Here is a 23,426-nt window from a genome sequence, read left to right as displayed (position 1 = left end):
TCTCTTGCATTTTGAAGGCGATACTATATTGATAAGCACAGGGCTATATTATTTGTAATTAAAATCAGGTATCGCATGCCAACGGTTTCTAAAATAATGTGCGATGGCTTTGGGTGCACGTTCGCGTGTGAAAATCCCTTTTTTATTCCCTTTCACGCGAATAATCCCATTACTTGTTTCAAAATCAGCGAAGTTCCATACTTGTTCGCCAATAAAACAATCAAAAGTATCGATTACTTCATGATTGGCCTCATAATATTTCACTTGGTATTCTTCTGTAAATAATTGGTCGTCTATCGCATGAAATCCTGCTAAAGTGTCTGCACCATATTCTGTAAACATCATTGGTTTTCCGGGTTGGCGTTTGGCCCAAGCTTCAAGTTCTTGACGCAACGCAACTTTAGCCGCTTCTAAATCACCCGTTTGCGTATACCACCCGTAATAGCGATTGAGACATAACACATCGACTAAATCTTGAACTTCACAGTTATGTGGTTGTGCCATTAATATCGTCACGATCGTTACAGGGCGCTTTTGCGGATCACATTCACGTGCTAACTGCACTAATGGTTCGAAGTATGCTTTAGCGCCTTTTGCATTAGATTCTGGCTCATTTGCAATCGACCACATGACCACACACGCATGGTTCTTATCACGTTGTATCAAGTCACGAATAACCGCTTCATGTGCCGTCAGCGTTTTGATTTCTTTCCACGTATCGACCGGGTCTGACACATCTCCCAATGCTGCAAAAAAGTTCAAATGAAGCCCAACAGCGGGCGTTTCATCAATAACAACAATACCTTGTTCATCAGCTAAACGCATCATTTCTTCAGAATATGGGTAATGCGATGTTCTGAACGAATTGGCTCCAATCCATTTCATCAGTTCAATATCCATCACATTAGCCGCTTCATTCAAACCACGTCCGTGATAATACGTATCTTCGTGCTTTCCAAAGCCTTTAAAATAAAAGGGTTGATTGTTAATTAAAAACTGTCCATGAGTCACTTCGACACTACGTACACCAAAGCGTTCGTAATACACGTCCAAAAGTTCACCATTATGAAATAATTCTACTTTCAGTTGGTATAGGTAAGCGTTTAAAGGTTGCCATAAATGAACATCTTTAAGTGTCACTGTGCCTGAAAGCGTACTGTGTTCAACACATGTACGTTCAGAAGCATCTAATATCGTCACCCTAACATTGTCAATATCGCTATATGCATTGCCGAGTTCAACTTCATAATGAACGGCTGCTTCAGTTTCATCTATCACCTCAGGAACAATGACAATATCTTTAATATATTGTTTGGGTGTGGAATAAATTTTAACCGGACGATGAAGACCAGCATAGTTAAAGAAATCAAAGTTCGGTGTATTTATTTTTTTAAGCGTCCCATCACTTTGAATCTCTTCAGAATAATTGCCGACCGGTAATGTCGCATGCGTTAAAATATTGTTCACTTTAACAGTTAAACGGTGTGTGCCAACGGTGGCTTGTGTGCTAATATCCGCTTCAAACGGTAAAAATCCTCCTATATGTTCGACGACTTTTTTTCCATCTACATACACTTCCGCGTGATGTGTCGCCGAGCCAAATCTTAAAACGATGCGCTCATCTTTTAAATGTTTAGAAATGGTAAATGTGCGTTCATACCATACATCACCTACATGTTGACGTATCTCTTGAACGACACCCTGGTCATTGTACGAACCAGGAACCGACATCACTTGATCGGTATCTAGTGCTTCTGTGACATCGATTGCGCTATCGTGTGTTGCTAATTTAAACTTCCAAATGCCTGATAAATCTATGACGTGCCTTGTCTCTGTTATGATTGGATATAACATATTAACGCCTCCTCTTTAACGTTACACACCTGAATAAGCATTAAATCCACCATCTACAGGTAACACAACACCATTCACAAAACTTGATGCTGGGGCATACGCTAAAAAAAGTAACGCGCCAATCAATTCATGCGGTTCACCGAATCGTTCCATCGGTGTCGCAGTTAATATTTTTTGAGAACGTTCTGTATAATTTCCGTCTTGATCTAACAATAATGCTTCATTTTGTTGTGTAAGCAAAAACCCAGGCGCAATCGCATTGACACGAATATTTGTTTTTGAAAAGTATACGCTTAGCCATTCAGTAAAGTTACTAACCGCAGATTTCGCACCACTATAAGCTGGAATTTTTGTGAGCGGTTTAAATGCATTCATGGATGAAATATTAATGATTGTGGCCTCACTTTTACCGACCATATCTTGCGCGAACACTTGTGTCGGAATAAATGTGCCTAAAAAGTTCAAATCAAAAACGAAACCGACATCTTTTTCGTTGAGATCAAAGAATGTTTTCGACCCGTGTTGATTGGAATCATAACGCTCATCATCCGTCGTCCCACCAGGCGCATTGCCGCCAGCACCATTAATTAGAATATCTACGGTGCCGAACGTTTCATGAATAGCTTGTCGTATGGCTTCCATATCTACTTTTTGTGTGACATCGCCTATAAACACTTTAACCATACCGCCAACTTCTTCTATCTCTTTCACCAAATCATCCGCAGTATTATTCAAACTCACAATCGCAACGCGTGCACCACTTTTGGCTAAAGCACGCGACATTTCACTACCAATCACACCTGCGCCACCAGTAATCACAACAACTTTATCTTTCAAATCCACTTGAAATGGTAATTCCATTTTTCACACCCCCTATTGATTTTCTTTCGTAATAGCTTCATACAGACCATTTAAATACACAGCACCGAGCGCACGATCATATAAGCCATATCCCGGTTTACCAGTTTCTCCCCAAATCATTCTGCCATGGTCTGGACGTATTGGACCCTTATAGCCAAAGCTATGCATTGCTTTTACAACTTCATACATATCGATAGAACCAGCTTCTGATAAATGTGCAGACTCTTGGAATGATTTTTCACCAACTAATTTGACGTTTCTGGCATGTACAAAGTTCACACGATCTTTTTCACCAAAATACCTTAATATTTCGACAAAATCATTGTGTTTATCTGCACCGAGTGAACCTGAACATAACGTTAATCCGTTCGATTTTGAATCATAAATGTTAATAAAACGCTCTAAATTCTCTTTATTCGTGATAATGCGCGGTAAGCCAAAAATGTTCCAAGGTGGATCATCCGGGTGAATCGCCATTAACATGTTTTCTTCTTCAGCAACGGGCATGATTTTTTGAATAAAATACGTCAAATTGTCCCATAATGTTTCTTCATCAACAGAAGCATAATCATGAAACAATGATGCCAAATCTTCTTTCGTATAGCTCGAATCCCATCCTGGCAACGACAATTCACCACTCAATGGATTCATTTTTTCAACGTCATTTTCATCGTCCGTCACTCCCCCTAAATTAAATTAAAATAATGATAGGCATTGTCATAACATATATTTTCAATCATGCGTTTTAATAACGTGTCATCATTCGGAATTTCACCGTTTTCTACTAATGTTCCAATAAAATTACATAAAATACGTCTAAAATAATCATGACGTGAATAGGAAATAAAACTTCGTGAATCTGTCAACATACCAACAAAATGCATAAGCAGTCCTTGATCTGCGAGTGAGCTCATTTGGTTCAACATGCCACGTTTTGTGTCATTAAACCACCATCCTGCGCCATGTTGAATTTTACTTTTTATCCCTGGTTCTGTTTGAAAGTTTGCGATAGTAGAGCCAACAATATCGTTATAAACCGGGTTTAAATTATAAAGAATCGTTTTCGGTAAATGATTGTCCGCTTCCATCATATTGAGCGTTGCATTTAAATGAGCTGCTAAATTTTCTTGATCTCTTATTGAATCAAAACCTGCATCTGGTCCTAGTTTTGAAAATGCACGCGTATTATTATTACGGATGGCACCAAAATGAATTTGCATCACCCAATTTTTTTCACTATATGCTTTACTCAATTCACGCAAGATAAAGGTTTGAAATTGGAAATATTCTTTTTTAGAAATAGGTTCTTGTTCTAACGCTTTCTCAAAGATTGTATTAATCTCAACCGCATCAAACGCTTCAAAACGAATTTCTTCTAAACCATGATCCGCTAAACGGCCACCTTTTTGATGAAAATAATCAATACGTTGCTTTAAAGCCTTTACGAAGTCCCCACTATCTATGATGGGATGCGTTTGGCTTTCCAATTTTTTTACAAAATCAATAAATTGCGGTGTGCCCACTTTAAACGCATCATCAGGACGAAATGCTGGGAGTACAGCTGTTTTAAATCCATCTTGTGCACGAATGGCATCATGATGCTCAAGAGTATCTGTCGGATTATCAGTCGTACAAATCAGTGCCACATTGGAATCAGAAATGAGCGATTGTGTTGTCACATGATGTGATTTTAAATAGGCGTTTGCACGGTCATATATGTCTTCTGCATTGGTTGCACTTAAGCGGTCGTCAATATCAAAATACATTTTCAACTCCAGATGGGACCAATGATAAAGTGGATTGCCCACTGCGTTGTCTAACGTTTCTGCCCATTTTTTAAATTTTTCTTTAGGTTCTGCCGCACCAGTGATATAGTATTCATCAATGCCTTGCGCACGCATTGCTCGCCATTTATAATGATCACCGCCTAACCAAAGGTCTGTGATGTTATCAAAATGTGTATTCTCACTGATCATTTTAGGATCTAAATGACAATGATAGTCATATATCGGCATAGTTTGGGCATAAGTGTGATATAAGTGACGTGCCGTTTCATTGGTGAGCATAAAATTTTTATGAATAAAAGTCATGAGTCATCCTCCTTCACTAAACTTCTTCTCTTAACGTAAGTTCCTTAACGATTTGTTTATGTTTTCTATCAGTAAGTGGATAGAAGAATAAAAAGATTAATAATGCGATTAAACTTGCACCTGCAGGAATGACAAAAAATAGAAATCTCAATCCATGTAACGTTTCTGCAGCTTGTTGTACATTTGGTTGGTAGCCAATCACCGTTAACGCAACACCAGGAACAAAGCCTGCTAATGCTTGCGATACTTTTCGCGTAAAACTATAGCTTGAATAAATAATACCTTCCGAGCGAATACCAGATTTCCATTGACCGTATTCGACAACGTCAGCAATAAACGCCCATGTCACAGTATTAGGAATGACTAAAAAGAATGAAGAAATGGTGCTAACGATTAAAAATGATACGAGTTGTTCTCCAAAGAAGGCGTAGTTTAAAAATTCAAAGATAATAAAACCGCCGACACCAATTAAAGCAGTAGCTTTCTTGCCAAACTTTTTACTTAGAATCGTTGTTAAGTAAAGTGCTGGGAATAATACTGCAAAGTTTAATGTGCTCACTAACCCCACAAGATTTGGATAACCCATCACGTATTCAAAGTAATAAAGTTGCACAGATTGTTTTAGAAACAGTGCCATAATCGTGAGTAGAGTATAAATTGCTAAAACAGCGAATGCTTCATTTTTTAATAGTCCTAAGAACGCTCTTTTATTTGTCCCTTTCACTTCTTCTCTTTGAACAACATAACGCTCTTTTACTCCTTTATAGCAAATGAGATGTAACGCGACGCCAATCACTGAAAGTACAGCTACAACTATTGGATAACCTACTGTATGATTCGAAAAGCGATCGACCATTGGAATAACGACAATGCCTGCGAAGAAAAGCGCACCTTGAGAACCCATATTACGAAAAACTGAAAGCTGTGTACGGTCTTCAGAATTCAAAGACATTGAAGCTGAAAGTGACCCATAAGGGATATTAACGACTGAATAAGCCATATTAAATAACATATAGGTCGCAAATGCCCAAACTACTTTGCCTGTGTAGGATAAATCAGGAGAAATAAATGACAGGACAGTAAGCAATGCCAGCGGAACCGTTCCGTATAAAATAAATGGTCTAAATTTACCTTTAGGTCCAATGTTACGTCGTGAATCTACAATAGTACCAACACCTGTATCTTCAAATGCATCAAATACTTTCGCGACTAAAAATACTAATCCTCCGTAAAATGCTGAAATACCTAAAATGTCAGTGTAAAATTTCAAAAGATAAATCATACCCATGTCAAACATGAGGCCATTTCCTAAATCGCCAAAACCGTAGGCCAATTTTTCTTTAAATTTCAAAATGGGGGCATCTATTTTTTGAAACTTTTTTAATTTTTTTTGGTCATTTAATGTGATTTGCGATGTCATAGTCTCGCCTTCTTTCTAACGATTTATATCACTGCCGTTGAACTGCATTGATTGAACTTCATCTAAAGTGGCATAACAATAGTCACCATGTATCGTATGTTTGTAGCACATATTTTTTAACCCAAAATTGACTGTCTCTTGAAGCGACCATTGTTGTATCAAACCATACAAAACCCCTACACTAAAGGCGTCTCCCGTACCGACACGCTCTAAAATTTCAACATCGACACAGGGTGATTTAACCATCTCATGTGTGGTAGAAATAAAACTTTGTAAGCGATTTCTTTTATGATTAAAAATTTTTCGTTGTGTAAATGCGATATAGCGAAGATCATAAAGCTCATGGATTTCTTTTAATATCGGACGTAGGTCATCAAGTGATGGATTGCGTGACAACGTATCTTTTTTGTCTTCACCTGTAGCAATATTTATTAAATTGAGTGGCTCATAACCAAAAATAATATCTACATCTGGCAAAAGTTCTGACATTTTATCACGCGCTGTTTGAAAGTCCCACAATTGAGCGCGATAATTCAAATCACAACTGATTGTCATCCCTTGTTGTTTCGCTATGCGTGTAATCTTCTTCATTAATTTGAATAAAGTGTCATTGAGTGCAGGTGTGATTCCAGTGAAATGAAACCAATCATAGTCGTGCAACATCTGCTCTATGTGTATATCTTCTAATGTCATATGATTAAAAACACTATGCTCTCGGTCATATATAATGTTTGGCGCACGTTGACCAAAACCTTCCTCTACAAAATAAAGTCCTAAGCGCCCTTCTTTTTGAAAAACGTTTTTAGTATTTACGTTATATCGATGTAACGTTTGAATGATTATATTTCCTAATGCATTTTTGGGTAGCCCAGTAATCATAGCTGTAGGAATACCAAAACCAGATAATCCTATAGCAACGTTCATTTCAGCACCGCCATAGTGACAGGCTAATGGAGAACATGCTTGAAAACGTTGATGCTGCGTGGTGGATAAGCGCATTAAAATTTCACCTAATGTAATCACAGACATCATATCACCCTACAATTTCGCGATATTTTTTGACAAATTGTTCTGTATTGGAAGCTATAATTTCATCATGACTTGATTGAGCACCTTTCGTTAATGCACTTCCAATACCTACTGCAAATGCGCCTTTTTCAATCCATTCATGTAAATTGTTTAATGCTACGCCACCTGATGGCATCATCTCTATGTGCGGAATCGGTCCGTGCACATTTTTTATAAAGTTTGCACCTAATAAATCGCCAGGAAATAACTTTACTACGTCAACGCCATACGTTAATGCCTCGGTAATTTCAGTAACGGATCCACATCCAGGCAAATAAGGAATACTGTATAAGTTGCACATTTTAGCGATGTCTTTATCGAGATGCGGACTCACGATATATTCCGCACCATTTACTATAGCTAAACGTGCTGTCATCGGATCAAGCACCGTCCCTGCGCCAACAACAATGTCATCCTCACTAAATAAACGCTTTACTTCTGCGATAACGTCATAAGCTTCAGGTGTCGTAAATGTGATTTCAATGTTGCGCATCCCACCATCTATAATGTGCGTCGTAGTGTGAAGTGCGTCCTCTTTAGATTCACCTCGCACAACTGCTACAAGATAGTGATGATGCATGCGTTCCAATATGCGATATTTTTTCATTTTCTCCCTCCTAAACATTCCGCTTTTCCAACTCACTTTCATTATATTTTTGATTGTTGGACAGTCAATTTCACATCCAGAAATCCAGCTTATTCTCTCATTTTCCAAAACAAAAAAACGTTTCCTTCCAAAGCCTGTAAGCCTTGATATGAAAACGTTTTGTATATCTGATTACATTACTATATCTTTTACCTCAATTTTCTGATTGTTCGTAATTTGCTTTGGAATTTCAGCCTTTAATCCTTTATGTTTTTATCAAATTTTTGTCGTTATATTTAAAATATTGAGGTATATCCGCAAAAAAATACACAAATTGAAAATTTTTTTATTTTTTGCCCTTATTTTTTCAGCCACACATGATAGTTTAAAACCAACGAAGAAAGCGTTTACTTTTTTCGTTGTAAGTTTGCTTATATTGAATCGGTGTACATCCATACACCTTTTTAAAACAGTGGCTAAAGTAACTTTGTCGTTTGAAGCCTACATATTGGGCCACATGCTCAATTGGCATCTCTGTTGTTTCAAGTAAGTCACATGCTTTTTTAAGTCTCAGTTCCATAATATATTGAGGGATAGTTTTCCCGATTTCTTGGCTAAATGTGCGAGAAAGATAGGTCGGGGATAATTTAACGCTTTTCGCCAACTCACTCAAAGTCAAAGTTTGATCTAAATACATCTCAATATATTGAATAACTTTATTGATTTTAGGAGTGTGCTTCAATGCATTTACTTTGAGCGCTGTTTCAGCATACTCACGAATCATATCATGCGTTACGATTTCGAGTATCTCAATATTTTCTGCTTCATCAATTAAAGCCGCATACTTTGCAGATAAGACATCAATTGTAAGCAAATTCACTCGGGCTTTTTCAATCGTTTTACGACATAACGTATTTTGTAAATACGCACGATATTTTAAATTCAATAAATCATCTTTTAAACGTTTCAACCCTGATACAAATAAATTTATTTGCGTATGAAGTGCTAATGCTTCATCAATATTCCCATTTTGAATTGCCGCTAGCATTTTATTTTCTAGCTCATACCTATCTTTAATGTCCGTCATCATATAATGATGCTGTAATTTTTGTTCAGCATAACTCACAGATTCTGGATGAAGATTAAAATCAATATGCATCACAGGATAATGGGAAAACTTATTTTTTAAAAAACGGACCGCTAAATGTGCCATTTTTAACGCATCATTATAGTGACATACGGGAACCTTTATCAAGTACTGTTTAAGTGTAGTTAAATTAGAAATGGAAATATTCGCATTCAATAACATCTCATGGCACATTCGTTCATTGGGTCTTTTCTCTAAAAACGGACCAATAATCACGATTTGATTGCATTTTTTATACTTGAACAACACATATTGAACACCAAATAGATTCTTATAATGATAAATCTTACGACTTTCTAATTGCGATATGAAATGTTGAAAATCGATTTTAAACTGTTTACGTTTCACATTAGTGAAAGGTGATTTAAAAATATGGCTCATTTGTTTATAATCCGTTAATTCAAACACGTTCATGTCTAATTTTAATAAATCCAATGCATGTGCTTTTACAATTTCTAGTGTTTTTACATCAATCATTAGGTGTCACCTCACCTGTATTATAGCAATTTTATTTGAAAGGAATGGAGATTATGATATCCGCATTAAGCCAATATACCCCTTCACATACACACCTCATCTGTATTGATTCAGATGGCTGTGGTATGGATACTATGACAATCAAACATGAGTGTGCGTTCGGGCCTGCGATACTAGACATTTGGGATTTAGATGCCCATCGTGAACACATTCTAAAAAGATGGAACACGTTTAATCTCTACGAAATTACTCGAGGTATTAACCGTTTTAAAGGATTAGAAAAAATGTTAACTGAGCTTCACACCCAAGGTATTACTGTAGAAGGTTATGAGGATATTAAACAATGGGTCGATCATACATCCGTATTTTCAAACCCTCAACTAGAGAAAGATATACTACATAACCCTGAGAAAACAGGACTTAAACGTGCGTTAGCGTGGTCCTTACGCGTGAATGAGAAAATCAAACAACTTCCTAGTGTTGGACCATTTTCCCATGTCAAAGTCTCTTTAGAAAAAGTCAGTCAGGTCGCAGATGTTGTCATTGTGTCATCTGCCAATCAGTCTGCCGTCGAAAATGAATGGCAACATCATGGCCTTATGCCTTATATTTCAGGACTGTTCGCCCAAGAAGCCGGAACAAAAGAACATTGTATCAGTAAACTTAAAGCCCACTATCAACCTGAACATATGATCATGATTGGTGATGCAGAAGGCGATTTAAAAGCAGCACAAATCAATAATATCTTTTTTTATCCAATACTTGCCCATCACGAAAATGCATCTTGGAAAAAATTTTATGATGTGTATAGTGATTTATTTATTTCCAATACGTTCTATCAAACAGTTCAAAACAAATTAATTCAAATGTTTTATCAAAACTTTGAAGGAGCGAAATAAACATGCCAAACGTAAACTTAACTGAAAAACCATATTTCTTAAATAATCAACAAATCGCATGGGTGGAGTCGACAATTCAGTCCATGTCAGATGAAGAAAAAATAGGACAGCTCTTTTTTAATTTATTTTCACTTGAAAAAGAAGGTGATTTCAATGAAGGCACCTTGTCTAATCATGAGATTTTAGAGCAGTACCATATCGGTGGCGCGCGTTATCAAGGGGGGAATAAAGATGAAGTTCAAACCCTTTTAAATGATTTACAATCACATAGTAAAATCCCTTTACTCATTGCCGCAAACTGTGATGCTGGTGGGAATGGCGCATGTAATGATGGTACCTATATCGCGTCTGCGGCCCAATGTGAAGCTACACAACAAACACAAGTAGCATTTAATGCCGGCTTTATATCTGGTAAAGAAGCCAAAGCGTTAGGCGTTAATGTGAACTTTGATCCTTGCGTCGACATTGTAGAAAACTGGCGTAATACCATTGTGAACACACGAAGTTATGGTACAAATGCCGAAACAGTGATACGTTATTCCAATGCCTATATAGACGGTTATCGTCAAAATAATGATATGATCACATGCGTGAAACATTTCCCGGGTGATGGCACAGAAGAACGCGATCAACATTTAGTGTTAGGTGTCAATGAACAAACTGTAGCACAGTGGGATGACTCTTTTAGAAAAGTATACGAAAATCATATTGAACGTGGTGTTGAAATGATTATGGCAGGCCATATCGCTCAACCAGCCTACTCAAAATTGTTGAATCCTAAATTAACAGATGCTGATATTTTACCGGCTTCATTATCAAAAGAGTTAATAACCGATTTATTAAAAACCGACCTCAAATTCAATGGTCTAGTCATTACAGACGCAAGCCATATGTTAGGCATGACCGCTTCAATGCGCCGAGAAGATTACGTGCCCCTTTCTATTGCTGCGGGATGTGACATGTTTTTATTTTTCAATGATATTGAAGAAGATTTTAACTTCATGCTTAACGGTTATCGTAACGGCATCATCACTGAAGCGCGTTTACACGATGCCTTACGCCGTATTCTTGGGTTAAAAGCAAAACTCCACCTTCCAGAAAAGCAACAGCAACACACACTTACGCACGCACCTTCTGAATTAGATGTCATAGGTGCAACAGCCCACCTAGAAATGCAACAAGAAGCTGCTGATTTAGGCATTACATTAGTTAAAAATACGTTGAACGAATTGCCAATCAAACCAGATACACATCCAAATATTCGCCTATACATGATTGAAGGTGAAAAAGATGGTATTTATAAAGCAGACCAGTCTGTAACCCAAAATATTATTGATATTTTAGAACGACGTGGCTTTAACGTCACACTCAATGACGGCTCAACGCGCATTAAAGGTAAAACATTGGAATATCGACAACATGTGGATGCTGCACTCGTTTTCGCAAACATCATTGGCTATGCAGCAGAAAATAATTATCGGATTCGATGGTCCACAGCTATGAGTAACGAAATTCCATGGTACGTACACGAAGTGCCAACTGTTTTTGTGTCACTTAACTTTACAACGCATCTTCATGATGCCACGATGGTCAAAACTTATATTAACGCCTATCATTCAAACAAAACAAACCTTGAAGCAGTTATCGATAAAATTACTGGTGTAAGTGATTTTAAAGGCCAAGCCAACGACAACGTATGGACTGAAAAATGGGAAGCTAAACGCTAAATAATTACTATGATAAAAAAGGAATTTACCATCCCCTTAAATCTTAAATAAGGCGGATGGTTATTTCTTTTTTTCACTATTTACACTGATTTATCAACCATTTAATCTTTTTTATAATTTCAACAAGACTTTCGACTTTACACCTTTGCGAATTATTTTATAATAACTTTGTTAGGTTAACCTAAATTTATTATATGGAGGTGCTTAAGGTGAACAAAAGCCTGGAAGAAATCAACAATACAGTCAGTTTTAAAGAACAGGGTTCTTATTTTTCAAGATTATCTAAATTTATAGGCCCTGGATTGTTAGTGGCTGTCGGATACATGGACCCGGGCAATTGGATAACCTCCATGGGTGGTGGCGCAAGCTATGGCTATATCTTATTATTTGTCATCTTAATTTCTAGCTTAAGTGCTATGTTTTTACAATCTATGAGCGCACGCTTAGGGATTGCGAGCGACATGGATTTAGCACAGGTTACCCGGAAAATGATTTCGCAAAAATATGCGATAGTCGCATGGATCATCGCGGAACTCGCCATCATCGCTACAGACATCGCTGAAGTAATTGGCAGTACAATAGCGTTGAATTTATTATTTCATATTCCGCTTATTATTGGCGCTACGATTACCATTGTGGATGTATTCTTATTATTACTAATCATGAAATTTGGTTTCCGAAAAATTGAGGCTATCGTCGGCGTACTCATATTTACGATTTTCATTATTTTCTTATTTGAAGTGTATATGGCAAAGCCGGATACCGCAGCATTATTACAAGGGTTTATTCCTCATCAAGATATTGTTACTAACAACGGAATACTCTACATGTCATTAGGGATTATAGGCGCAACGATAATGCCACACAATTTGTATTTGCACTCCTCTATTGTGCAATCAAGATCATACGATAGACAAAATGATGCCTCAAAAAAAGCAGCGATTCATTTTGCACAATTAGACTCCAATATTCAATTGTCAGTGGCCTTTGTAGTGAATTGTTTATTGTTAATCTTAGGTGCAGCATTATTTTATGGTACGAGCCAGGATCTTGGGCGATTTTATGAATTATATGACGCCTTAAAAACATCACATGTTGCGAATGCCATTGGTGGCGGTGTGACAAGTACATTATTTGCGGTGGCTTTACTTGCGGCAGGACAAAACGCTACCATCACTGGCACATTGTCAGGTCAAATTGTAATGGAAGGCTTTATCCATTTGAAAATGAAACCTTGGGTACGTAGAGTCATTACACGATTAGTTGCCATTTTACCAGTTTTTGTATGTTTGCTGATTTATGGCGCTGACACCCAACGTATAGAAGATTTACTTATATTTACTCAAGTATTTTTAAGCATTGCTTTACCTCTCAGCATCATCCCACTCATCGTAGCAACGAACAACAAGGGCATTATGGGCGCGCCTTTCGTTAATACAAAATTAGTCAACATCATTGGATGGATTTTAACAATCATCTTATGCTTATTAAACATTTATTTAATTATTAGTACCCTCACGGAGATTGTATAACAATATTATGTTTAAACATTTCAAAGCGCCATCAAAACTCACTTTTCAATGAACTTTGATGGCGCTTCATACCATTTATTAAATCTAACTTTTTTCAAAACTTTTAATATATTTCTGTAAAGGCATATTTAATAAATCATATTTAATGTCTAATTCAAAACACTGACCGATATGATTCAAATAAGTAATACCCACATATAAATCAATAGGTTCAAAAAGCATAATACCGCCTAATTTATAATTGGTAACAGTTGGCAGTAATTCTAATTTTTCTTGATATAAGTGTACAAACTTATTTAAACTTTGTTTTATGTCAGTCTCATTGAAGTTTAAAGGTGCATCCCAACATAGCTGATTAATAAAACTAGATGTTAACATCTGTTCCCCATTTCTTAAATAGTTATTATGTTCTAATTCATTACTTAAAAAATGCATTGAACCAGTTAAAACTATTATAGGAACCGCTAAATTTTCCAAACATTTGCGAAAACGTACTTGTTCTTTAGGGCTCAAATTCGCTTCCGGATAAAAATAAATCAATAGTGTTTTTTGACCCGATATTGCATTCATTTCTTCAACTAAAATAGGCAAGATTTTCTCAAGCCTCACTATTAATCGATCATAATCTTCACAAATTTCATAATGAAATTCCAATAATTTTATAAAGGCTTTAAAATCAAACTTTTTTATACAAATAGGCAATTCATTTTTAATCAATGACAAAACATCCTCGTGTAATGCATTGATAGAATTGAAATAACTACCAATTTCTATATGATTTCCTAAATTCCTTAAAATCTTTTTTGTTAAAATAGCATTACTAGCCAATCCATGTTCTCTTTCCACTAATTCGTGATTTAGTATCCAACTTTGATAGGAAGCATAAGACACCGTTTCTTGATTCATATCATCAAAGATAATGACTTCATTTTTATTAGAATTCCTCTTTTGAAAATAATCATTAATGACTTGAAGGATGTCCTCCTCTTTAGTGTCATGTTCATTATAAATTGAAGTATAATGACCTATATTTAAAGATACCCGGTCTAAATCATTACACTTAATGTCCCAAATCATTTCATTCATCGGTTCTGTCCTCCTAGAACAATATCGTCCGATTATCACCTAATAATGCGATGTTTTGATCCTCTTCACCTAATAATATTTGCATTTTTCATATTGCTTTTCAGTAATGATTAAAACACGTACATGACCGTCTGATGGCAAAAACTGCTTTACTTGATTAACACTAAAATGTGCTGCATCTTTATTAGCAACACTCTTTATATATATTGAATACTGCATCATTAAAAAACCATTTTCGAGTAACCTTTTCCTGAACTTACTATAAATGCGCCTTTGTTGCTTAGTTTCAACCGGCAAATCGAACATCAAAATGACACGCATAAATCTATAACTCATAAAACTCGTATTTGCAAAGCTCAGGAAATTTAATTAAATGAGGTTGTCCTTCTCGAAAATATTCGATTATCGATTGAACCATGATATCAATCGCTCGTATAACTGTTTGCATTTTACCATCAATATAAACACGAGCATGTAATAAATTCACTAAATTCAATCGATACTGTTTAGTCATAAAATCATCAGGTGGATTTTTTAATAAATATAAATCTACAATTGGTCGAAACGGTTCAATTAAGTCCGATGCTAAATTAAAATGATTTCGTCCTCCAATGTGGTGTATCCCCATAGCAGGCATTAATCCCTTAGCAACAATCGTACGTGCAATCGCTGAATTTAAAATAGTGTATCCATAATTTAATACAGCATTTTCCAATAAATCATCGTTATCCCTCGTAAAATTGGTAAAGAAGCTATTGAAGTAGTATTTAGCCGCCTGCCCCTCTATATTTTCACGATCAAATAATTTAACAGAAGATTTGAGTTGTAACATTTTTTCAGTTCTTTCTTTATCAATACCATTATGTTCCATACATGCAACTTGATTTTTGATCTTTTGTTGAACAATCATTTTCCATAATGCATCTTTTTCAGATTGTCCCCATGATAGTTGCTCTTTCATTTGACCATACTGGCTATAATGACCTGATATTGGTTGTAACATACATTCAGGTAAATGCTTTTGATTACATAAAATCACTAAAATATTGTAATCTGACAATTCAACTAACAGCCTTGCTGTAAGTGTTACTGTTAAATCTTCAATCACCACCGCAAAAATATCACTCAAGGGGATTTTAACCTCCAAATCCCCTTTTGTGACTTTCAAACTATTTAAGTTCAAAGACATCTTACTAACATCTGAAGCATACACAATTCTCCACGACATTATTCCATACCTCATTTAAAAATGAGTTGCGGCTTTTTAGGTGGAGCAGCTTTATATAGATTGCCTAATATGTCAGTGGTATATTTTTCAATATGCGTTGTTGATTTACCGATGGTTTTGTATATAACGCCAGTTTTTTTAATATTATTCAATTCCATATAATCTTTAATAGATATGTCAATCATATCAAGCTGAATTTTATTTTTTTCAGAATCATTTACACCAATCACTCTATACATTTCACCATTATAATTAATTATATCGTTTTTATAAAAACTTCCGATGAACTTGTAACTATCATCTATTTGTTTATCTTTCTTTTTTTGTTCATATTTTTCTCTCGAAATATAATAATAATTAGATTTTTGTTCTAAATCTATATAACTAATTGTAATCATTTTGTAATTATTTCCATATTGGTAAATATCAAATCTATAAGAATAAATTTTTAATTGGACAATTTTATTTCTACTATTTATATATTTATTTGTTACATCACAATGTCTACCTAATCTTTCTCTAAGGTATTTTATTTTATTAATGTAAGGGCCTTGACCCGTCTTAGAAAATTTTCTAATCTTCTCACCTGTCTCTTCATAGTATTTAGCAAATGGATTTTTTTCACTTTCATATTGTTTAAATACTTTTTCAAACTTTTCAAATGTTTGAGGATCGTTTCTGTACATTAAAAGTCTATGGGGATCTTTTTTGAATTTTGTTTTTACCTTATCATTATTAACAGAGTATATATCTTTAATACTTTCAACTACATATTCGATACCATCTATATTTCTAGTAGAATATAATGTATCGTTAATTAGTTGACGGTTAGGTTTCTTATCTACGCGATGAGAAAATTTACGAATTTCAAACTTTTTAATGGCCTGTGCCTTTTGAGTATCTTCAAATATTTGGTTATATTCATCTTCACTTTGTACAGTCACTCTTTTTTTGTCGACTTCTTTACTAGGAGCATCTAATACTTTATTAATGTTACGCAGCTTTTTGTTATGTTTAAACAGAAAATCGGCATTAGCAATAATCAATGCATCTTCTGCATGATGTTTGTACCCTTTATTTCTATCTTTATCAAACTTCCACACTTTTCTTAAATAATTGGTAAAACTACCATTGATTGTTTTAACTTTAACATCCAAATTATTGGCACTAAAATATGCTTTTAAAAGACTTGTCAATTCTCTTGTCGCATAACGCGTATCTACTAAATTACGATTAATAAACTCTTTTTGCACATCAAATTTATTAATGTCACGTTCTTCTAAAAGATACTCTCTTTTCTTTTTAGTAATACGATCTTTTGTTTTGCTTAAATTTAAAATATGTTGCTTAAATTCATTATATGATAATGAAGATTCACTTGAATTTAAATACTGATACGGTGTTCTATTGCCTTTTTTACTATTTTCATCCGCTCTTACTAACACTTTATTATGCATAGAGTTATCGAATGCCACTGAACGTGGGATAATATGGTCAACTTCATAGTGGTGAGGGTTTCTTAATAAATCTTCAAGAGGAATATCTTTTAAAGAATATAAACACTTACCTTCTTGCATATTATGAAGTTTTATTTTTTGAACGATTCTTTTAGCATTATCATTACCATACTCTCTTAACACCTTTTCAACTTGTTTTCGGGTTTCTTCATTTTGTTTTTGAAGTTGATTTAAAAATTTTCTTCTATCATCACTGTTATTTTCTCTTGCAAGTTCTATAATTATATCCTCAGGTAATCCATACTTATCGATTATGGCATTTACGACTTGAATAGACTGAATGAAGGCACGTTTTACAACAGGAGATAAAATAAAATCATCTACAAGTTTTGAAGGTATTTTATGTTGTTGGCTTAGGTCTATCTTTTTAGGTTTTAAATTCAACTTTGTAAAGAGTTCCATTTGATTTAAAGAACTTTCCCATAGATCATCTAAAAGCAGATTGATACACTTCAAAGATAATCGATGCGTGCCAGAGTATCCAGAGAGCGCACTAATCTTTTCTTTTTCTCTTTCAGAAAGCAATTCTGGTAATTGATTAAGTTCTTTTATAATACTCTCTGCATCTTGGTATATAGTAATTATTTCAGCAATATTATCCATTAATTGTATGTCATTTAAGTACTTTGGATCTTTAAAAATATTTTTCAAATCATGATATAGCTTGAATTGAGTAAATTCGGGTTTACCTGATTTGTTAACACGGTAGCCTTTTATCTCTGTCTCATGAACTCCAATTTCTATAGCGATTTGTTTTAAATTTGGTGTTTTCTTTTGTTTAAAAACATTTTCAATAATCTGAAATTTTTCCCCGTAATTAAGCTTTGCGTCTTCATCACGCGTGATTACTAAATTATTTAAATCATTCAATGCATTGAAAAGCTCTGCACTATACGAATATTTAACACTACGAAGTTCCTCAGGGAAATATGTACAGTGACCCATCATTTGTTCAAACCATTTTTTTATATTACCTTCCCAACCAAAAGGACTCCCCTTGCCAGGACCTTCAAAATATTCACGTCTTGTTTCAATCAATTCTATATAACGCATTATAAATGTTTGATCAATCTCAAAAAACTTTGATTGTGTTTCTAAAAGTTTACGTGCTTCTCTAACGAAATCTTCTGTCTTAAACCTGTTTTTCTCACCACGGACTTTATAATCCTGTTCAAATCGTTCAAGTTGTAATTCACACACATATTTATCTGATAACGCTTTAGCATTCTTTTTTAATTGGTCCTTTGTGGACAGCTCGTTGCCACTATCATTATCATCCATCATTACATTGACATTATGAATGCCACGACGCTTAGCAATATGTAATAATGCGATAACCAATTCATCTTTACTAAGCTTTTCATTAAGACCTTTAACTCTTGTTTGGTAAGGATTCGTACTTTTAGGAATGTTTGTTAAGTCCAACAAATCATATTCTGCGAGTAAATGTTTCACTCTATCAAGTCTATGAATTCGTCTTCTTTTTAAACGTCGCGCTCCCCTTTTACTACGTCTACCTTCATTATTGTCTACATTCGCTTCTGGAAATAAACGTACCCCAGCATCTTTAATTTCACGCGTATCGCTATCTACAATACCGTATCCAACTGAGGTAATACCTATATCGAGTCCTAGTATATAATTATTCATTTATACATTGCCCTCCCTTTTAAATTCTATTATAAAAGAAGAACAAAAAAATTCCCACTAATAAATTAGTGGGATAAACACGACATATAGTCTTGTTTTAGTAGATTCTGTAATTTTAGGTATAAGCACAAATAAGTACTTGTAAATTTATTTTATCATAAGATCCATTTGAGTCAAGAATTTTCTGATATTTTTGTGGAGTGAGTGTTATAACTTCTATCTAAACAACGTTAGTTTCTTTGAGTTAAACAATTTTATGAGGTTACCCCTAAAATAAGTGGATCGCATACATATTTCATGTATAGAACACTTATAAAAATACCTAAAATCACAAAGTACTAAGCTATCTGCGCACAACGCCAATTCTATTCTTTTTTTCACCTATAACTATAATTACAGAGTACTAAAACACAAGGCTTGCTGTGTTTACAAGTATTTCTGTTTCACTTATACCTAAAATTACAGAGTACTAAAACAGGTGACAGTATATTAGAACCTACATATTCGTTTCACTTATACCTAAAATTTCAGAGTACTAAAACCCTCTCTTGTGAAGTAAATGGCTACCAAAGTTTCACTTATACCTAAAATTACAGAGTACTAAAACTAACTTAACAAAGCCCACAGGCGACATGAAGTTTCACTTATACCTAAAATTACAGAGTACTAAAACACCCCTTCATAAAGGTAATGCATAGAAAATGTTTCACTTATACCTAAAATTACAGAGTACTAAAACTGATAAAATCACCTAAACCGAAGTTATCAAGTTTCACTTATACCTAAAATTACAGAGTACTAAAACAGTAAAATATTGTTGAAGTACGTCAAAGTTGTTTCACTTATACCTAAAATTACAGAGTACTAAAACTGCCATTCCATACTGCTATTAAACCATCTTGTTTCACTTATACCTAAAATTACAGAGTACTAAAACAGCAAACAAAAAACGCTTGACCGGGGCATCAGTTTCACTTATACCTAAAATTACAGAGTACTAAAACCGGATAGTAGTTGAGAGTGCCTCTTTAGCGGTTTCACTTATACCTAAAATTACAGAGTACTAAAACCTATCAAATTCACTTGTACGTTGTTTTACCGTTTCACTTATACCTAAAATTACAGAGTACTAAAACAATGGTGATAGTTATAAAAAAGTTGCTAAAGTTTCACTTATACCTAAAATTACAGAGTACTAAAACTAAAGGTCAAATGATTTATTGGGACCCTAAGTTTCACTTATACCTAAAATTACAGAGTACTAAAACCTCTAGCTACAGTATACTATAACTTTTAAGATTGTCTAATCCATTGATATCACTGATCTTTATGTATTTTGGATAAATTTCAATTTACATCAATCACACCACTTTAACCTTGACTAACTTTGACCTTTGTCGTATAATAAGATTGTAAAGGATTAGATGTGACCTTTACCAGTTCAGTTTCTTGATATTTGCGACATTCTAAAATATAAAGGAGCGATGCTTTATGGCATTCCAATTAAAACCATTTAATCATTCTATTTTTGATATGAACTCGAGTGATCTTTTCAAAGATTTTGGGCAAGGTTTAATGCTATCTCAAGCTTTTAAAACAGATATTTCTGAACGTGAAGATGCATATGTTGTCAGCGCTGAACTTCCAGGTATGGCAAAATCAGACATTCACGTTGATTTTGATAACAACATTTTAACTATAGCTGCAGCTCACACTGAAAATAATGAAAAAGAAAATGAAGATGGCGTTATTGTACATCGTGAACGCCGTACTTCAAGCGTGAAACGTCAATTCACATTCAATAACGTTGAACGAGACACCATTCATGCATCTTATGACAATGGTGTGCTTGAAATTACGCTACCTAAACTGCAACATTCTGAGACATCACCGTCTCGAATTCCTATAAATTAATCGAAACTTTTTCGCAGAAGCGCCCCCTCTCGCTTCTGCGTTTTTATATGTTTACATCAACAAAACTTTAACGCACTTGATGCACTTTCTCAGGAACGATATGTACATTTTCAAATGCCCCTACTACGAGCGAACTGCCTAAAACAAACAAAGCTGTTCCAACTATCACTTTATGCATCCATTGCACCTGTTTCCCTTTTTTCATTTGTAAACTCCTTTTTAATAATTCATCGCTATATTACCATTGATGTATGAACACGATGTGATTTTTATTTAAAGTTTTAATGAATTTTGTGAGAATTTTATATTTACTAATGGGGTTAACTTTTGAATCTTATCTTGTTGATATGGGATACTGAAGATAATACAAAGATCGGGGTAACGTTATGCAAAAACACATTCATATTATTGGTGCCGGGTTAAGCGGACTGGTTGCTGCGACGGAGTTGTTAAAGCGTGGGCACCGTGTCACATTGATTGATCAAGAACCTCCTCAAGCAATGGGAGGACAAGCGTATTGGTCATTTGGTGGTCTTTTTTTAGTAAATTCTAAAGTTCAGCGATGTTTAGGCGTTAAAGATAGTTATGACTTAGCACTCAGTGATTGGTTAGGATCAGCAGGATTTGATCGCTTACAGGAGGATGATTACTGGGCGTATCAGTGGGCTAAAGCGTATGTACATTTTGCGACTTATGAGAAAGAAGCGTATTTAAAACACATGGGCATCACATTGACACCGATACTTGGTTGGGCGGAACGTGGTGGACATTCCGCTTCTGGTCATGGTAATTCTGTGCCACGTTTTCACATCACTTGGGGGACAGGACCGGGTCTGGTAAACCCTTTTATCGGGTTTGTTAAGAAATATGAAGCGTCTGGTCAGTTTACATTTTTACCGCGTCATCAAGTGACCGACATTGAAATTGTAGGCGACGCTATTAAAAGTATTTCTGGCAATATACTCGAACAAAGTGATGTCCCAATTGGCGCGCCGTCTTCACGTAAAGCAGTCGATACTTTTCAATTTGAGGTGTCTTACCTCTTGATTACAACAGGTGGCATTGGCGCAAATGAAGCATTAATTCGACAAAATTGGCCCCAACGCCTAGGCGCTGCCCCGAAAACAATGATACAAGGTGTTCCTGATTCGACTGATGGTAAGATGCTTGAAATTAGCGAAGATGCTGGTGTTAATCTCGTGAATAAAGATCGTATGTGGCATTATACTGAAGGCATTCAAAACCATAGTCCCATTTGGAACAAGCACGGCATTCGTATTATTCCAGGACCTTCGTCCATGTGGTTTACTGCGACAGGTAAGCGGATGCGTGCGCCCGACTACCCTGGTTTTGATACGTTGCATACACTCGAAACCATTATGAAAACAGGCTATGATTATTCTTGGTTTATCCTTACAGAAGATATCGTAAAAAAAGAATTTGTGTTATCTGGGTCTGAACAAAACCCTGATTTAACAAATAAAGATATTCGGCGATTAATTAAGGAAAGGCTTGGTAAAAAAGCAACAGGCCCAGTTCAAGCTTTTTTAAATAAAGGCGCTGATTTTGTGATGGCCAATGATTTAAAAACGTTAGTTGAAAAAATGAACGCTTTGACTGGAGAAAATTTAATCGATTACAATCATGTCAAACATGAAATTGAAGCACGAGATTTACAATTAATGAATACGTTCAGTAAAGATCCTCAAGTGACGTTTATTCATAATGCGCGTCACTTTCTAGGTGATAAATTGATTCGTACGGCGAAACCACATCCGATATTAAGTGGTAAAAACGGCAAGCTAATCGCGGTGAAACTTCATATTATTAGTCGTAAAACATTGGGTGGTATTCAAACCGACTTAGACGGTCAAGCGTTTAATCAACATCGTGAGCGCATTAAAGGTCTATATGCGGCAGGTGAAGCATCAGGATTTGGTGGTGGCGGTGTTCACGGGTATCGTGCATTAGAAGGAACATTTTTAGGCGGTTGTATTTTTAGTGGTATACGCGCGGCTGAAGGAATTCACAAAAGCATCCCAACATAATATAAATATGTTATAATGAGGCGAAATATATTTTAGGAGTTTACATCATGGGGACATTGTATAAATGTTTGGCCCTCTCATTCACATTTATATCAACTTGTATGTGTATATGTGCCCTCATTCTACCTACCCTGCCGGCTACATATGCATTATTGATTTGTGCTTGGATTTGCCTTTCATTCATCATTACACTTATTGGAATCATCAAATGCTATAAATATGATGTGCTATATGCGATTTTAACTATCATTAATGTATGCGCATTAATTTATGCTTTCATATCTTTATTCCTAATATAATACTGTGAGCGATATTAAGATTC

General features: G+C 35.2%; 17 protein-coding genes, 1 pseudogene and 1 CRISPR repeat array. Of the genes and pseudogenes, 5 read left to right on the top strand and 13 right to left on the bottom strand.

Annotated features, from left to right (window positions below; all coding sequences use genetic code 11):
• Positions 1 to 48 precede the first annotated feature (48 nt).
• The 8 genes and pseudogenes from uidA to SHYC_RS00975 form a co-directional block, all read right to left on the bottom strand.
• Positions 49 to 1,854, bottom strand: coding sequence for a beta-glucuronidase (gene uidA / locus SHYC_RS01010; RefSeq protein ID WP_039643703.1), 1,806 nt, complete (start codon positions 1,852 to 1,854; stop codon positions 49 to 51).
• A gap of 21 nt (positions 1,855 to 1,875) precedes the next feature.
• Positions 1,876 to 2,715 carry an SDR family oxidoreductase gene (locus tag SHYC_RS01005; RefSeq protein ID WP_039643701.1) on the bottom strand — a complete coding sequence of 280 codons (840 nt, stop codon included), beginning with the start codon at positions 2,713 to 2,715 and terminating at the stop codon, positions 1,876 to 1,878.
• 12 nt (positions 2,716 to 2,727) lie between these two features.
• Positions 2,728 to 3,387 (bottom strand): annotated as a pseudogene (uxuA, locus tag SHYC_RS01000) (mannonate dehydratase); the annotation flags it as partial.
• Between the two features lie 14 nt (positions 3,388 to 3,401).
• Complete coding sequence (gene uxaC, locus SHYC_RS00995; protein ID WP_039643699.1) at positions 3,402 to 4,805, bottom strand: glucuronate isomerase; 1,404 nt, start codon at positions 4,803 to 4,805, stop codon at positions 3,402 to 3,404.
• 16 nt (positions 4,806 to 4,821) lie between these two features.
• Positions 4,822 to 6,225, bottom strand: coding sequence for a glycoside-pentoside-hexuronide (GPH):cation symporter (locus SHYC_RS00990; RefSeq protein ID WP_039643697.1), 1,404 nt, complete (start codon positions 6,223 to 6,225; stop codon positions 4,822 to 4,824).
• A gap of 15 nt (positions 6,226 to 6,240) precedes the next feature.
• Positions 6,241 to 7,254: a sugar kinase gene (locus SHYC_RS00985; RefSeq protein WP_039643695.1), complete on the bottom strand. Its 1,014-nt coding sequence runs from the start codon at positions 7,252 to 7,254 to the stop codon at positions 6,241 to 6,243.
• A 4-nt stretch (positions 7,255 to 7,258) separates the two neighbouring features.
• Positions 7,259 to 7,900: a bifunctional 2-keto-4-hydroxyglutarate aldolase/2-keto-3-deoxy-6-phosphogluconate aldolase gene (locus SHYC_RS00980; protein ID WP_039643693.1), complete on the bottom strand. Its 642-nt coding sequence runs from the start codon at positions 7,898 to 7,900 to the stop codon at positions 7,259 to 7,261.
• A 364-nt stretch (positions 7,901 to 8,264) separates the two neighbouring features.
• Complete coding sequence (locus SHYC_RS00975; RefSeq protein ID WP_039643691.1) at positions 8,265 to 9,503, bottom strand: helix-turn-helix domain-containing protein; 1,239 nt, start codon at positions 9,501 to 9,503, stop codon at positions 8,265 to 8,267.
• A gap of 53 nt (positions 9,504 to 9,556) precedes the next feature.
• Between SHYC_RS00975 and SHYC_RS00970 the strand changes: the two genes are divergently transcribed.
• The 3 genes from SHYC_RS00970 (at position 9,557) to SHYC_RS00960 (ending at position 13,661) form a co-directional block, all read left to right on the top strand.
• On the top strand, positions 9,557 to 10,402 hold the full coding sequence (locus SHYC_RS00970; RefSeq protein WP_039643689.1) for an HAD family hydrolase: 846 nt from the start codon (positions 9,557 to 9,559) through the stop codon (positions 10,400 to 10,402).
• Positions 10,403 to 10,404: 2 nt separating this feature from the next.
• Positions 10,405 to 12,129: a glycoside hydrolase family 3 protein gene (locus tag SHYC_RS00965; RefSeq protein WP_039643687.1), complete on the top strand. Its 1,725-nt coding sequence runs from the start codon at positions 10,405 to 10,407 to the stop codon at positions 12,127 to 12,129.
• A 194-nt stretch (positions 12,130 to 12,323) separates the two neighbouring features.
• On the top strand, positions 12,324 to 13,661 hold the full coding sequence (locus SHYC_RS00960) for an Nramp family divalent metal transporter (protein ID WP_039643685.1): 1,338 nt from the start codon (positions 12,324 to 12,326) through the stop codon (positions 13,659 to 13,661).
• Between the two features lie 84 nt (positions 13,662 to 13,745).
• Here the strand turns inward: SHYC_RS00960 and SHYC_RS00955 are convergent, their stop codons facing one another.
• The 4 genes from SHYC_RS00955 to cas9 all read right to left on the bottom strand — a co-directional run bounded on the left by SHYC_RS00955 (position 13,746) and on the right by cas9 (position 19,142).
• Entirely contained in the window at positions 13,746 to 14,747 is a 1,002-nt protein-coding gene (locus SHYC_RS00955) for a hypothetical protein (RefSeq protein WP_039643683.1), read from the bottom strand.
• Between the two features lie 69 nt (positions 14,748 to 14,816).
• Positions 14,817 to 15,083: a CRISPR-associated endonuclease Cas2 gene (gene cas2, locus SHYC_RS00950; RefSeq protein WP_231912791.1), complete on the bottom strand. Its 267-nt coding sequence runs from the start codon at positions 15,081 to 15,083 to the stop codon at positions 14,817 to 14,819.
• Positions 15,073 to 15,975 (bottom strand): type II CRISPR-associated endonuclease Cas1, encoded by a 903-nt coding sequence (gene cas1 / locus SHYC_RS00945; RefSeq protein ID WP_039643681.1) that lies wholly within the window; start codon positions 15,973 to 15,975, stop codon positions 15,073 to 15,075. Before cas1 ends, cas2 begins: the two co-directional genes overlap by 11 nt.
• 11 nt (positions 15,976 to 15,986) lie before the next feature.
• Positions 15,987 to 19,142, bottom strand: a complete 3,156-nt coding sequence (gene cas9 / locus SHYC_RS00940) for a type II CRISPR RNA-guided endonuclease Cas9 (protein ID WP_039643679.1) — start codon at positions 19,140 to 19,142, stop codon at positions 15,987 to 15,989.
• Between the two features lie 374 nt (positions 19,143 to 19,516).
• Positions 19,517 to 20,410: direct repeats of the CRISPR family, unit length 36 nt; unit sequence GTTTCACTTATACCTAAAATTACAGAGTACTAAAAC.
• A 223-nt stretch (positions 20,411 to 20,633) separates the two neighbouring features.
• Between cas9 and SHYC_RS00935 the strand changes: the two genes are divergently transcribed.
• Positions 20,634 to 21,056, top strand: coding sequence for an Hsp20/alpha crystallin family protein (locus SHYC_RS00935; protein ID WP_039643677.1), 423 nt, complete (start codon positions 20,634 to 20,636; stop codon positions 21,054 to 21,056).
• A gap of 67 nt (positions 21,057 to 21,123) precedes the next feature.
• Here the strand turns inward: SHYC_RS00935 and SHYC_RS12215 are convergent, their stop codons facing one another.
• The gene (locus SHYC_RS12215) at positions 21,124 to 21,261 is read right to left on the bottom strand and encodes a hypothetical protein (RefSeq protein ID WP_158484607.1); all 138 of its coding nucleotides are present in this window, start codon (positions 21,259 to 21,261) and stop codon (positions 21,124 to 21,126) included.
• 181 nt (positions 21,262 to 21,442) lie between these two features.
• Here SHYC_RS12215 and SHYC_RS00930 point away from each other — a divergent pair, with 181 nt between their 5' ends.
• Positions 21,443 to 23,104 (top strand): FAD-binding dehydrogenase, encoded by a 1,662-nt coding sequence (locus SHYC_RS00930; protein WP_039643675.1) that lies wholly within the window; start codon positions 21,443 to 21,445, stop codon positions 23,102 to 23,104.
• Positions 23,105 to 23,426: the final 322 nt, after the last annotated feature.

It is taken from the genome of Staphylococcus hyicus (assembly GCF_000816085.1).
GTDB lineage: Bacteria > Bacillota > Bacilli > Staphylococcales > Staphylococcaceae > Staphylococcus > Staphylococcus hyicus.
The sequence above is the reverse complement of the archived record's forward strand: the minus strand, read 5'-3'. Positions and strand labels throughout refer to the sequence as shown.

Bases quoted from the DNA above. Each gene is read 5' to 3' on its own strand.
- uidA (WP_039643703.1), bottom strand. From the start codon at position 1,854: ATGTTATATCCAATCATAACAGAGACAAGGCACGTCATAGATTTATCA.
- SHYC_RS01005 (WP_039643701.1), bottom strand. From the start codon at position 2,715: ATGGAATTACCATTTCAAGTGGATTTGAAAGATAAAGTTGTTGTGATT.
- uxaC (WP_039643699.1), bottom strand. From the start codon at position 4,805: ATGACTTTTATTCATAAAAATTTTATGCTCACCAATGAAACGGCACGT.
- SHYC_RS00990 (WP_039643697.1), bottom strand. From the start codon at position 6,225: ATGACATCGCAAATCACATTAAATGACCAAAAAAAATTAAAAAAGTTT.
- SHYC_RS00985 (WP_039643695.1), bottom strand. From the start codon at position 7,254: ATGTCTGTGATTACATTAGGTGAAATTTTAATGCGCTTATCCACCACG.
- SHYC_RS00980 (WP_039643693.1), bottom strand. From the start codon at position 7,900: ATGAAAAAATATCGCATATTGGAACGCATGCATCATCACTATCTTGTA.
- SHYC_RS00975 (WP_039643691.1), bottom strand. From the start codon at position 9,503: ATGATTGATGTAAAAACACTAGAAATTGTAAAAGCACATGCATTGGAT.
- SHYC_RS00970 (WP_039643689.1), top strand. From the start codon at position 9,557: ATGATATCCGCATTAAGCCAATATACCCCTTCACATACACACCTCATC.
- SHYC_RS00965 (WP_039643687.1), top strand. From the start codon at position 10,405: ATGCCAAACGTAAACTTAACTGAAAAACCATATTTCTTAAATAATCAA.
- SHYC_RS00960 (WP_039643685.1), top strand. From the start codon at position 12,324: ATGGAGGTGCTTAAGGTGAACAAAAGCCTGGAAGAAATCAACAATACA.
- SHYC_RS00955 (WP_039643683.1), bottom strand. From the start codon at position 14,747: ATGAATGAAATGATTTGGGACATTAAGTGTAATGATTTAGACCGGGTA.
- cas2 (WP_231912791.1), bottom strand. From the start codon at position 15,083: ATGAGTTATAGATTTATGCGTGTCATTTTGATGTTCGATTTGCCGGTT.
- cas1 (WP_039643681.1), bottom strand. From the start codon at position 15,975: ATGTCGTGGAGAATTGTGTATGCTTCAGATGTTAGTAAGATGTCTTTG.
- cas9 (WP_039643679.1), bottom strand. From the start codon at position 19,142: ATGAATAATTATATACTAGGACTCGATATAGGTATTACCTCAGTTGGA.
- SHYC_RS00935 (WP_039643677.1), top strand. From the start codon at position 20,634: ATGGCATTCCAATTAAAACCATTTAATCATTCTATTTTTGATATGAAC.
- SHYC_RS12215 (WP_158484607.1), bottom strand. From the start codon at position 21,261: ATGAAAAAAGGGAAACAGGTGCAATGGATGCATAAAGTGATAGTTGGA.
- SHYC_RS00930 (WP_039643675.1), top strand. From the start codon at position 21,443: ATGCAAAAACACATTCATATTATTGGTGCCGGGTTAAGCGGACTGGTT.